General features: G+C 59.3%; 11 protein-coding genes and 1 pseudogene. 7 read left to right on the forward strand and 5 right to left on the reverse strand.

Annotated features, from left to right (window positions below):
- Window positions 1-244: 244 nt before the first annotated feature.
- The 5 genes and pseudogenes from gshA to tauD all read left to right on the forward strand — a co-directional run bounded on the left by gshA (window position 245) and on the right by tauD (window position 5,650).
- Window positions 245-1,830, forward strand: a pseudogene (gshA, locus tag PSH65_RS30460) (glutamate--cysteine ligase).
- Window positions 1,831-2,103: 273 nt separating this feature from the next.
- Window positions 2,104-3,081 carry a taurine ABC transporter substrate-binding protein gene (gene tauA / locus PSH65_RS30465; RefSeq protein WP_305424208.1) on the forward strand — a complete coding sequence of 326 codons (978 nt, stop codon included), beginning with the start codon at window positions 2,104-2,106 and terminating at the stop codon, window positions 3,079-3,081.
- Between the two features lie 16 nt (window positions 3,082-3,097).
- Window positions 3,098-3,892: a taurine ABC transporter ATP-binding subunit gene (gene tauB / locus PSH65_RS30470; RefSeq protein ID WP_305424209.1), complete on the forward strand. Its 795-nt coding sequence runs from the start codon at window positions 3,098-3,100 to the stop codon at window positions 3,890-3,892.
- A complete protein-coding gene (gene tauC, locus PSH65_RS30475; protein WP_305424210.1) occupies window positions 3,889-4,737 on the forward strand; it encodes a taurine ABC transporter permease TauC in 849 nt (282 codons plus the stop codon). The genes tauB and tauC overlap by 4 nt, the downstream gene beginning before the upstream one ends.
- 70 nt (window positions 4,738-4,807) lie before the next feature.
- The gene (tauD, locus tag PSH65_RS30480) at window positions 4,808-5,650 is read left to right on the forward strand and encodes a taurine dioxygenase (RefSeq protein WP_305424211.1); all 843 of its coding nucleotides are present in this window, start codon (window positions 4,808-4,810) and stop codon (window positions 5,648-5,650) included.
- 166 nt (window positions 5,651-5,816) lie between these two features.
- Here tauD and mgrA read toward each other — a convergent pair whose 3' ends face one another.
- The 4 genes from mgrA to PSH65_RS30500 all read right to left on the reverse strand — a co-directional run bounded on the left by mgrA (window position 5,817) and on the right by PSH65_RS30500 (window position 8,683).
- Window positions 5,817-6,854, reverse strand: coding sequence for an L-glyceraldehyde 3-phosphate reductase (mgrA, locus tag PSH65_RS30485; RefSeq protein ID WP_305424212.1), 1,038 nt, complete (start codon window positions 6,852-6,854; stop codon window positions 5,817-5,819).
- Between the two features lie 166 nt (window positions 6,855-7,020).
- Window positions 7,021-7,485: a type II toxin-antitoxin system HicB family antitoxin gene (locus PSH65_RS30490; RefSeq protein WP_173667514.1), complete on the reverse strand. Its 465-nt coding sequence runs from the start codon at window positions 7,483-7,485 to the stop codon at window positions 7,021-7,023.
- Entirely contained in the window at window positions 7,482-7,664 is a 183-nt protein-coding gene (locus tag PSH65_RS30495) for a type II toxin-antitoxin system HicA family toxin (protein WP_305424213.1), read from the reverse strand. The genes PSH65_RS30490 and PSH65_RS30495 overlap by 4 nt, the downstream gene beginning before the upstream one ends.
- Before the next feature lie 128 nt (window positions 7,665-7,792).
- On the reverse strand, window positions 7,793-8,683 hold the full coding sequence (locus PSH65_RS30500; protein ID WP_305424214.1) for a LysR family transcriptional regulator: 891 nt from the start codon (window positions 8,681-8,683) through the stop codon (window positions 7,793-7,795).
- 126 nt (window positions 8,684-8,809) lie between these two features.
- On the opposite strand from PSH65_RS30500, the gene PSH65_RS30505 reads away from it, so the two are divergent.
- Together PSH65_RS30505 and PSH65_RS30510 are read left to right on the forward strand one after the other, a co-directional pair.
- Window positions 8,810-9,550 carry an SDR family oxidoreductase gene (locus PSH65_RS30505; protein ID WP_305424215.1) on the forward strand — a complete coding sequence of 247 codons (741 nt, stop codon included), beginning with the start codon at window positions 8,810-8,812 and terminating at the stop codon, window positions 9,548-9,550.
- Between the two features lie 172 nt (window positions 9,551-9,722).
- Window positions 9,723-9,983: a hypothetical protein gene (locus tag PSH65_RS30510; RefSeq protein ID WP_305424216.1), complete on the forward strand. Its 261-nt coding sequence runs from the start codon at window positions 9,723-9,725 to the stop codon at window positions 9,981-9,983.
- Window positions 9,984-10,007: 24 nt separating this feature from the next.
- Here the strand turns inward: PSH65_RS30510 and betT are convergent, their stop codons facing one another.
- Window positions 10,008-11,963, reverse strand: a complete 1,956-nt coding sequence (gene betT / locus PSH65_RS30515; RefSeq protein ID WP_305427071.1) for a choline transporter BetT — start codon at window positions 11,961-11,963, stop codon at window positions 10,008-10,010.
- Between the last annotated feature and the right edge of the window lie 363 nt (window positions 11,964-12,326).

The following is a 12,326-nucleotide window of genomic DNA, read 5'->3' on the forward strand; positions in this document are numbered from 1 at the left end:
CGACGATTCGACTTGCCCGCGATGGCGGTGTGTCAGACGACATAAACGGTGACTGACACTCCCACATCGCGGGCAAGTCGAATCGTCGCACCGCCGCTTCCACAGGGATCGTGCAGTTCTTGAATAATCGGCATATGGCCTGTCAGGCCCGAAAACCAGGCGAAAACGCCAGTTTCAACTTCACCCTTGTAGACCGTCTTGCCCACCCCCATATTGGGGCGACTGACGCGTGAAGGAATCCAACTTGAGCGAACTTCTCAACCGCCGCCTGGCTCTGCTCGGCGAGCGCGCTAACCTCTCTCTGCTCGAACAGTGCCTTCACGGCATCGAACGTGAATGCCTGCGCGTGACAGGCGAAGGGCGCCTGGCGCAAACGCCGCACCCTGAAGCATTGGGTTCCGCGCTGACCAATGAACAAATCACCACCGACTATTCCGAGTCGCTGCTGGAGTTCATCACGCCCGCCCTGCCAGACCCGGCGGATACGCTGGCGAGCCTGGACAAAATTCACCGGTTTGCCTACAGCAAGCTCGGCAATGAGTACCTGTGGAGCCCATCGATGCCGTGCCCGTTGCCGGCCGAGGAAGACATCCCGATCGCTTATTACGGCACCTCCAACATCGGTCAGCTCAAGTACGTCTATCGCAAGGGCCTGGCGCTGCGTTACGGCAAGACCATGCAATGCATCGCCGGGATCCACTACAACTTTTCCCCTGCCGGAAAAGCTCTGGCCGCTGCTTAAAGAGGCCGAAGGCTTTGTCGGCACCGATCGCGACTATCAGTCGTCGGCCTACATCGCGCTGATCCGCAACTTCCGCCGCTACAGCTGGCTGCTGATGTACCTGTTCGGCGCCTCGCCTGCGCTGGACGCCGGTTTCCTGCGTGGTCGCTCGCATCAGCTGGAACAGCTGGACCCGGACACCTTGTATCTGCCGTACGCCACGAGCCTGCGCATGAGCGACCTGGGTTACCAGAGCAACGCTCAGGCCGGTCTGACACCGTGCTACAACGATCTGACCAGCTACACCGACAGCCTGCGCAAAGCCGTGGCCACGCCGTATCCGCCGTACGTCGAGATCGGTACGCACCAGGACGGTGAGTGGGTTCAGCTCAACACCAACATCCTGCAGATCGAAAACGAGTACTACTCCAACATCCGTCCGAAACGTGTGACCTATACCGGCGAACGACCCGATCCAGGCGCTGGTGGCCCGTGGCATTCAGTACGTCGAAGTGCGCTGCCTGGACATCAACCCGTTCCTGCCGATGGGCATCGACCTCACCGAGTCGCGGTTCCTTGATGCGTTCCTGTTGTACTGCGCGCTGAACGAAAGCCCGCTGCTGACCAGTACCAGTTGTGGCAACGCGACGTCTAACTTCCTCAGCGTGGTCAAGGAAGGTCGTCGTCCGGGCCTGCAATTGCAACGCGACGGGCACCCGGTAGACCTGAAGGAATGGGCCGGCGAATTGCTGGAAAAAATTGCGCCATTGGCGGCGTTGCTGGATCAAAGCCATGGCGGCGATGCCCACAGCAAGGCACTGGACGCCCAAATGGCCAAGGTCAAGGATTCGTCCCTGACGCCATCGGCTCAGGTGTTGGCGGCGATGGCCGAGCACAAGGAAAGCTTCGCTCAGTTCTCCTTGCGTCAGAGTCAGGTGCATGCGGAATTTTTCCGTAGCGAGCCGCTTTCAGCCGAAGAACAGGCTAGATTTGAAGAGCTGGCGCGTTCGTCGTTGGCTCAGCAGGTGGAGCTGGAACAGAACGAAGTCGGCGATTTTGATGTGTTTGTCGGGGCGTATCAGGCGAGTATTCTGGCGATCAGCAACTAGACTCAGAAGATCCTGCGGACCTTATCGCGGGCAAGCCTCGCTCCGATCGTTCCCACGCTCTGCGTGGTAATGCCTCAAGGGACGCTCCGCGTCCAGGTGACGCGGAGCGTCACCGGCTGCATTCCCACGCGGAGCGTGGGAACGATCGACAACGGCCTCTCTTAGAATTTTCCGCTCATAAGGTAATTCGAAAAAGTTATTTATTTTCGGATTCTTATATCATTTAGTCTCCTTTTCACGCCGACTCTCGGTCGCCTGACAAGGAGCTTCCCGATGAAACTGACTTCCCCTCTTCGCCTTCTGGCCGCCGCGTTTCTGGCTTCGGCGAGTTTCCTGGCTCAGGCGGCAGATGTGACCGTCGCCTACCAGACCACCGTTGACCCGGCCAAAGTCGCCCAAGCCGACGGCACCTACGAAAAAGCCACCAAAGCCAACATCGACTGGCGTAAATTCGACAACGGCGCCGACATCATCGCCGCCATCGCTTCCGGCGATGTGCAAATCGGCTACCTCGGCTCCAGCCCCCTGACGGCGGCAATCACCCGCAAAGTCCCGGTGGAAACCTTCCTCATCGCCACCCAGATTGGCGCCGCCGAAGCGCTGGTCGCGCGCGATGGTTCCGGGATAAAGACTGCGCAAGACCTGATCGGCAAGAAAATCGCCGTACCGTTCGTTTCCACCGGCCACTACAGCCTGCTGGCCGCGCTGAAACACTGGAACATCGACCCATCGAAAGTCACCGTGCTCAACCTCGCACCACCAGCGATCATCGCTGCGTGGAAACGCGGTGATATCGACGCCACCTACGTGTGGGATCCAGCGCTCGGTGTGGCCAAGGAAAACGGCAAAGTGCTGATCACCTCGGGCGAACTGGCCAAGTTTGGCGCACCGACTTTCGATGCCTGGATCGTGCGCAAGGATTTCGCCGAGAAGCACCCGGACATCGTCACCGCGTTCGCCAAGGTGACCCTCGATGCCTACGCTGACTACCGCAAAGACCCAAAAGCCTGGCTCGCCAACCAAAGCAATGTCGACAAACTGGTGAAGCTCTCCGGCGCCAAGGCCAGCGACATTCCATTGCTGCTGCAAGGCAACGTCTTCCCGCTCGCGGCTGATCAGGTGATCACCCTTGGCGCGCCGACCACCAAGGCCATTACCGACACCGCGGTGTTCCTCAAGGAACAGGGCAAGGTCGAGGCCGTGCTGCCGGATTACGCGCCGTACGTCAGCGCCAAGTACATCACCAACTGATCGGGAGTTAACCGCGATGGCTTTGCTACAGCTGGAGCGCATCTGCGCACAGTACCCCGGTGCAGTGGAACCTGTGCTGGCGGATATTTCCCTGAGCCTTGGCCCCCGGCAATTGCTGGTCGCCCTCGGCCCGTCCGGCAGTGGCAAGACCTCGCTGTTGAACCTGATTGCTGGTTTCGTCGAGCCCAGTGCCGGGCGCATCACCCTTGACGGCGTACCGGTCAAAGGCCCGAGTGCCGAGCGCGGCGTGGTGTTCCAGGACGACGCCCTGCTGCCCTGGCAGGACGTGCTGGCCAACGTCGGCTTCGGTCTGGAACTGGCCGGCGCTCCGCGAGAACAACGTGAACAGCGCGCCCGGGAAATGCTCGCATTGGTGGACCTTTCCGGTTTCGAAAACCGCCGAATCTGGCAGCTCTCGGGCGGGCAGAAACAACGTGTCGGCCTCGCTCGCGCCCTCGCCGCAGATCCTCGGGTTTTGCTGATGGACGAACCCTTCGGTGCCCTCGACGCCTTCACCCGCGAACAGATGCAGGAGCTGTTGCTGCAAGTCTGGCAGCGCACCGCCAAACCGGTGTTCCTGATTACCCACGATATTGAAGAAGCGGTGTTCCTCGCCACGGACCTGATTCTGCTGGCGCCCAATCCCGGGCAAATCGTCGAGCGTCTGAGCCTGGACTTTGGTCAGCGTTACGCGGCCGGCGAATCGGCGCGGGCGATCAAATCCGACCCGCGTTTTATTGAAACCCGCGAACACGTGCTCGCCAAAGTGTTCTCCCAACGCAGTGCCGTCCAGCGGCAGGAGCGCGCATGAGCACCTATGAAATTCCCGCCGCAACGGTGAAACCGGGCTCAAAGGTGAAGGGCTCGGCGGTCATTGCGCTGCGTCGCAGTTTGAACACGCGCTGGATCAGTGTACTGACGCTGGTCGCTCTCGTTGCCATTTGGTGGGCCGTCACAGCCACTGGGTTGATCGAACCGCTGTTCCTGCCGCCGCCGTCTGCCGTGCTGCAAAAAGGCTGGCTGCTGGTAACCAGCGGCTACATGGATTCGACCTTGTGGCAGCACCTGGGCGCGAGCCTCAGCCGTATTGGTCTGGGCCTGGGCTTCGCGGTGCTGACCGCCGTGCCGGTGGGCATCGCCATCGGCCACAACCGCATCGCTCGCGGCATTCTTGATCCACTGATCGAGTTCTATCGCCCGATTCCGCCGCTGGCTTATCTGCCGCTGATCGTGATCTGGTGCGGTATCGGTGAGTTGTCCAAAGTGTTGCTGATTTACCTGGCGATCTTCGCCCCGATCGCCATTGCCACTGCCACTGGCGTGCGCACTGTCGACCCGGCGAAATTGCGTGCCGCGCAGTCCTTGGGCGCGACTCGGGCGCAGTTGATTCGGCATGTGATTCTGCCCAGTGCCTTGCCGGACATTTTGACCGGCGTGCGGATTGGTCTGGGTGTGGGTTGGTCGACGCTGGTGGCCGCCGAGTTGATCGCCGCCACCAGCGGCTTGGGCTTTATGGTGCAGTCAGCGGCGCAGTTCCTGGTCACCGATGTGGTGGTGCTGGGGATTCTGGTGATCGCGCTGATCGCCTTCGCCATGGAAATGGGCCTGCGTGCGCTGCAACGCAAACTGGTGCCATGGCACGGCCAGGCTCACTGAGTATTCATGTGGGAGCGACCTCGCCACAGATCGCTCCCGCAGTCGACGCCCCGGATTGAAGAGAACCACTATGAGCCACCTGACCATCGTCCCCTTAAGCTCGGCACTCGGCGCGCAAATCAGCGGCATCGACATCAGCCAGCCGCTGAACCTGGAACAACGCGACGCCATCGAGCAGGCACTGCTCAAGTATCAAGTGCTGTTCTTCCGCGACCAGCCGATCGAGCCGCAACAACAAGCGCGATTCGCCGCCTATTTCGGTGACCTGCACATCCACCCGATCTACCCGAACGTGCCGGAGCAACCGGAAGTGCTGATCCTCGATACCGCCATCACCGACGTGCGGGACAACGCGATTTGGCACACCGACGTGACCTTCCTGCCGACCCCGGCGATGGGTGCAGTGCTCAGCGCCAAACTGCTGCCGGAGTTTGGCGGTGACACGCTGTGGGCCAGTGGTATTGCGGCATATGAAGCGCTGTCCGCGCCGATGAAAACCCTGCTCGAAGGGCTGACCGCTACTCACGACTTCACCCGCTCGTTCCCGCTGGAACGCTATGGCAATACACCAGAAGCCTTAACCCAGTGGGAAGAAGCCCGGCGCAAAAACCCACCGTTACCGCACCCGGTGATTCGCACGCATCCGGTAAGCGGGCGCCGGTCGTTGTTCGTCAATGAAGGGTTCACGTCGAAGATCAATGAGCTTTCGGAAACGGAAAGCGAGGTGATTCTGAAATTCTTGTTCGCCTACACCACACGGCCGGAATTCACCATCCGTTGGCGCTGGCAGAAAGACGACATCGCCTTCTGGGACAATCGCGTGACCCAGCATCACGCCGTGGATGATTACCGCCCGGCGCGGCGGGTGATGCAGCGGGCAACGGTGTTGGGGGATGTGCCGTTTTTCCGTTGAGCCCCGGAACTCTTTATTCACTTTGATGGCCCCATCGCGAGCAAGCTCGCTCCCACAGTGGATCTGTGCTGACCACAAGTTCTGTGGCCAACCGATAACTTTGTGGGAGCGAGCCTGCTCGCGATAGGGCCAAAACAGGCACCAGAAGATCCGGCGCGCCGAACACTTACTCCGCCGTCGAAGGCTTCTCCCACAAATTGACCCCACCCTCCTGGGCAAACCGATCAATCTCCGCCAGTTCTTCCACGCTAAAACTCAGGTTCTTCAACGCCCCGACGTTCTCGATGATCTGCTCCGGCCGGCTCGCGCCAATCAGCGCCGAGGTCACCCGTGGATCGCGCAAGGTCCAGGCCAACGCCAGTTGCGCCAGGCTCTGACCACGGCGCTTGGCGATTTCATTGAGCGCCCGCACATGGGTGATGTTGGCTTCGGACAGGTGTGACGCCTGCAACGAACCACCGCCCGGACGATTGACCCGCGCATCCGCTGGCACGCCATTGAGGTACTTGTCGGTCAACAGCCCCTGAGCCAATGGCGTGAAGGCGATCACGCCGGTGCCGAGCTCATCGGTGGTGTCCAGCAGGTCCTTTTCCACCCAGCGATTCAGCAGGTTGTAAGCCGGTTGATGAATCAGCAATGGCACTTTCCACTCTTTCAGCAACCCGGCGATTTCACGGGTTTTCACCCCGGAATAGGACGAGATGCCGATGTACAACGCCTTACCCTGCTGCACGGCGGTGGCCAGTGCGCTGGCGGTTTCTTCCAGCGGCGTGTCCGGGTCGAAGCGGTGGGAATAGAAGATGTCCACGTAGTCGAGGCCCAGGCGTTGCAGGCTCTGGTCGAGGCTGGCCAATATGTATTTACGAGACCCCCCGCCCTGGCCGTAAGGGCCGGCCCACATATCCCAACCGGCCTTGCTGGAGATGATCAACTCGTCGCGGTACTGCTTGAAGTCTTCGCGCAGCAAACGACCGAAATTGATCTCGGCGCTGCCATACGGTGGGCCGTAGTTGTTGGCCAGGTCGAAATGGTTGATACCGAGATCGAACGCCGTACGCAGCAATGAGCGCTGGGTGTCGATCGGCGTACTGTCGCCGAAGTTGTGCCACAAGCCCAGGGACAGTGCCGGTAGCACCAACCCGCTGCGGCCTACACGGCGGTAAGGGATGGAATCGTAGCGATTTTCGGCAGCGGTGTAGGTCATCGAATCCTCTCTTGTCTGTCTTGAATGTGGTATCGACTGCTTTGCAAGTTGCCCAGCATACGCTTGGACAAACGCCGATAAACCTCGGACTCGAGAAAATGCTGAAACGTTTCACAGATTATTAAATCTGACCTGCCGCCATAGAGCCGCTATCCACCCTCAACGTTCATGCCGACAACTCACGCAGCGCCGCAGCCGCCAAAAAGCCAGATCTTGAGCTGTATCGCTGATCTCGTCTGACCGTCTGGTCGATACGCTCAAGCAATTGCTCAGGAAGCGTGGCATTGAAGCGCACCGACTTGCCGAAGTAAGGCGTGATATCGAAGTCGACCACACCCCACACACCGCCAGCGTAATCAGGGTTATCAAGATGAGCGTCAATTTCACGCACCTGCGGCAGTGGATCACCATCGGCGACCAGACCTTCGTAGTGCAAAGCCAACGCTTCTTTCACGTTTTCAAATGCCTGCGCCACAGTAGCGCCTGCGGAGAAGCATCCCGGCACGTCCGGGATAATCACTCCGTATTCTGAGTCGGCATCCTTGTGCAGAACGACCGGGAATTTCATTTCGATGAGTCCTTCCTGTGATGTGGCCCCTTCGAGGCTTTCGTTTCCGATGTCGGGCCTCATTTCAGACCCGCATGTTTCAATATGCTGTTGATCGTGCCTTTGGGAAGATCCGAATCAGGGTGCTTTATCGTCACCCTGCCTGACTTGCACGAATGCTTGTACTGATGGTGGCTACCTTTCACGGCCACCAGATACCAACCATCCTCCTCGATCATCCTGATCATTTCCCGACTTCGCATCACCTTCGTCCTTGTGGGCAGCATCTGCTGAGCACATTACGTGATGATCACATCTTTAATACACACGATACACACTCTAATAAATATTAGCCTAACTCAAGCAAGCCAGATTGCCCGCGGACCATCGGTTATCGGGCCCCCGCAAACACCTCCCCCAACCAATCCACAAACACCCGAACCCGTGGTGACATGTGTTTGTTATGGGGATACAACACGGAAACCGGCATCGTTGGCGGTGGTGTGTCGACCAGGATTTCCTGCACCACCCCTTGGGAAATCAGCGTTTCCATTCGGTAATGCGGGCACTGTATAAGGCCCAGGCCTGCAATCGCCGAGGCTGCATAAATCTCCGCACCGAACACCGACAATGCGCCATCGATGGTCACTTCCTGCAGCTCGCCATCGACCATGAATTCAAACGGAAACAACTTGGCGGTGGTGCGCGAAACGTAGTTCACCGCGCGGTGGTTTTTCAGGTCTTCGAGATTTTTCGGTTCGCCGTATTTGCGCAGGTAGGCGGGGCTGGCGCAGGTGATCTGGCGCAGGTTGGCGACACGTTTACCGATCAGTGCCGAGTCGCCCAAGGTACCGGCGCGTAACACGCAATCAACGCCTTCTGCGATCAGGTCGACGAAGCGATCGGCCTCGCTGATGGACAGTTCGATGTCCGGGTAACGCGCCATGAATTGCGGCAACGCGGGGATCACGAAGTGCTTGGCCAAGGTGCCGTGCAGATCCACTCGCAACCGCCCTTTCGGCGCCACGCTGCGGAATGCCAGTTCGGCTTCTTCCAGTTCCGCCAGCAACTGCACGCACCGCAAGTAGTACGCCTCGCCATCCAGCGTAGGACGCACCTTGCGGGTGCTGCGCTCAAGTAAACGCGTACCGAGCCAGGCTTCGAACTGATTCAGCGTGTGAGTCAGGGTCGCCCGCGGCAGATTCAGGTCATTGGCCGCCAGCGTGAAGCTGCTGCGCTCGTAGATTCGCACGAAAACCTTCATCGCTTTGACTTGATCCACGCGGGGGCTCCTGACGATCGATTGTTGGCAATTATTGAACAGTCAAGCCAACTCTCATGCATTTATCGCCCTGAGTAAACATGTGAGTCTGGCTCCACTTCAAACCCCTCCCAAGGAATCAACACCATGACTACTCAAACTTTGAAAGTTGCCATCGTGACCGGCGCCTCCCGCGGCATAGGTGCCGTGATCGCCAGACAACTCGCCAGCGAAGGGTTCGCCGTTGCCATCAACTACGCCAACAGCGCCACTGAAGCATCAAAACTGGTGGTGGAGTTGCGTCAGGCCGGGCATCAGGCCATAGCGGTCAAGGCTGACGTGGCCAATGCCGACGACGTGCGCCGGTTGTTCGATGACACTGAAGCGCAACTGGGCAAGGTCGATGTGCTGATCAACAACGCCGGCATCCTCAAAGTGATGCCGTTGGCGCAGCACACGGACGAACTGTTCGAGCAGACCTTCAACATCCACGCGCGCGGCACGTTCAACACTTTGCGTGAAGCGGCGACGCGTTTGAACAGCGGTGGCCGGATCATCAACTTCTCCAGCAGCACCGTTGGCCTCAACTTGCCGGGCTACGCGGTGTACATCGCCAGCAAAGCGGCAGTGGAATCCCTGACCCAGGTGTTTGCCAAGGAAATGCGTGGTCGCAACATTACCGTCAACGCGGTGGCACCTGGCCCGGTGGCGACGGAGCTGTTTTTGCACGGCAAGAGTGAAGAGCAAATCCAGAACTTCGCCAAGATGCCTCCACTGGAGCGTTTGGGTCAGCCGGAGGATATTGCTCGCGTTGTGTCGTTTCTGGTGGGGCCGGATTCGGCTTGGGTGAATGGGCAAATTCTGCGGGTGAATGGTGGGTTGGTTTAACTATGCTCGATGTATTGGGGTGAGCAGTAAGGACGCCTTCGCGGGCAAACCCGCTCCCACAGGGATCGGTAGTGAACACAATTCCTGTGAACACCCGCGACCACTGTGGGAGCGGGCTTGCCCGCGAAGACGGCCTCAAAGACACCACAAATCTGAAGGGGAGGAACGCACCATGCACACCACCATCATCATCTTCTTCGGCCTGGTCCTTCTGGCGCTGATGCTGTTCATCGGCGAGAAAATCGGTTTCCCCCGCCAGACCCTGGCCTACAGCTTTGTCGTGCTGTGGCTGGCGTTGACCTTGATCAACGGCGTGGTCGGCATGGTCAACGCCGGCCAGCCGTTGAGCACCGAACTGGTGGTGGGTAGCGCGGTATTCGGCGTACCGGTGGCCGCGCTGGTGTTGTTCATGACGATGAGCACCGACGCCTGACAAGACGTCAGCGCCCCTCCTCAATCAACGCACCAGGTGCAAAAACTGCATGTGCCGTTCGTACTGGTCAAGGATGTCGTTGATGACCTGCTCCTTGGTGTAGCCCACCAGATCGTAATCCTGACTGCCCTCGCTCAAATGCACTTCGGCCCGATGGTAACGGCGGTTGTTGAGTTGCTTGGAACCCATGCCGCCACGGGCGAACGACGGCGTGAAGTAACCGCGCATCTGCACCTGATAGATGAACGGATGCAGTTCGCCATGACCGATCTCCAGGCTGACGTTGTCATTGGCCGGATCGGGCTGAGTGACCACGTGCAAGCCCTTCTCGACGAACACTGCCGTCACCTCTTCAATCGCCGGGCGCACCGTGGTATCGAGGAAGCGATAGACCTCATCCCGCGACGGGAAATGCACTGCCTGACTCAAGCGCTGACGCCATCCACCGCGCCGTGATCCGGACACCGGCGCAAGGGAATGCAGTTGCGCGATCTGCTTCTGCGATTCCAGATAAAACGCCTTGTGCAGCCCCCACATCATCAGCAGCAAAATCATCGAGAACGGCAACGAGGTCAGCACCACCGCTGACTTCAAAGCATCGATGCTGCCGGAGAACAGCAGCGCGCTGGTCACCAGCGCGGTCATCGCGCCCCAGAACACTCGCAGCCATTTCGGCCCGTCTTCATCCGGGTTACCGCCCTTGGCGGACAACGTCGACAGCACCACGGTGCCCGAATCGGCTGAGGTCACGAAGAACACGAAGCTGATGAACACCGTGACCGCAATCACGGTTTTGCTCCACGGGTAGGTTTCCAATAGCAAGTACAGGGTCATCGACGGGTTGTCGATGGCCGACAGGCCGAGCGCGCTCATGCCGTGGTTGAGGACTTGGTCAATGGCGCTATTGCCAAAGATCGACATCCACGCCAGGGTGAAACCGAGCGGGATCAACAGCACGCCGAAGACGAATTCACGAATGGTCCGGCCACGGGAAATCCGCGCGATGAACAGGCCCACGAACGGCGACCATGCAATCCACCAAGCCCAGTAGAACACCGTCCAGCCGCCCAGCCAGTCGCTGGGTTTGTCGTAGGCGTAGAGGTCGAAACTCTTCATCGGCAAGGCGCCGAGGTAGTCGCCGATGTTCTGGATCAGTGTATTGAGCAAGTGCTGGGTGGGGCCGGCGAACAACACGAACAGCAGCAGCGCACAGGCCAGCAGCATGTTGATGTCGGACATCACCCGCACGCCTTTATCGACGCCGGACACCGCGACGATGATCGCCGCGCCCATCATCAGCGTGATCAGGCCGACCTGAATCCATTGGGTGTGGGCGATGCCGAACAGGTAGTCCAGGCCCGAGTTGAGGTGCAATACGCCAAAGCCCATGTCGGCACCGAGGCCGAACACTGTGGCGATGATGCCGAAGCCATCCACTGCGTAACCGATGGGGCCGTTGATGCGCTTGCCGATCAGTGGATACAGCGCCGAACGCAGGGCCAGCGGCAGGTTATGTCGATAGGCGAAATAGGCCAGCGCCATGCCGACAAAGGCGAACACGCCCCAGCCGTGCAGGCCCCAGTGCAGAAACAGAATCTGCATCGCCTGACGTGCCGCATCCGCCGTGCCAGCCTCGCCTTGCGGCGGTTGTGCCAAGTGCGTCAGCGGTTCGGACACGCAAAAGAAAAACAGCGTGATGCTGATCCCGGCAGCGAACAGCATGCCGGCCCAGGACAGGTAGCTGAATTCGGGCTCGTCGTGGTCGGCACCGAGCTTGATCTTGCCGTAGCCAGACAAGGCGGTGACCACCACGAAGACCAGATACAGCGTCATCGCGAGCATGTAGTACCAGCCGACCGTATTGGCCGCCCAGTTTTGTGCTTGCAACAGCCAGGCACCGGCCTGTTCGGGCATCGCCATGACCACAACGGCGAACAACAAAATAAAGGTCGCCGCGAAATAAAAAACCGGCGGATTCATGCGGACCTGGCCGCTTGTGGGGGTGGACGGTGCACTCATGAAAGGTGCACCTCAAAGGGGTGAAACAGGGCAATCAATAACGGACTCGGCAAAGGCAAGCCTCCTGTTGTGAGCGGGCAGCAAACCGGCGGTTTAACTTGAATGAGCGTTCAAGTTAAACATGGATAGGGGGCTAAGGACTAATCGCAGGGCTGGGCGGTCGCTTTCCTACACTAGTTCAAGGAAGGGTATGACGCGGGGTTTGCGGGATTCGTTCGGCGGGAAATTAGCTAGATGCCATTATCTCGGCCTGGCCTGAAACCATCGCGGGCAAGCCCGCTCCCACAGGTTTCGTGTCGTTCACGGAATTACCGTTCGACACAA

This window comes from Pseudomonas sp. FP603, from assembly GCF_030687415.1.
Classification (GTDB): Bacteria; Pseudomonadota; Gammaproteobacteria; order Pseudomonadales; family Pseudomonadaceae; genus Aquipseudomonas; species Aquipseudomonas wuhanensis.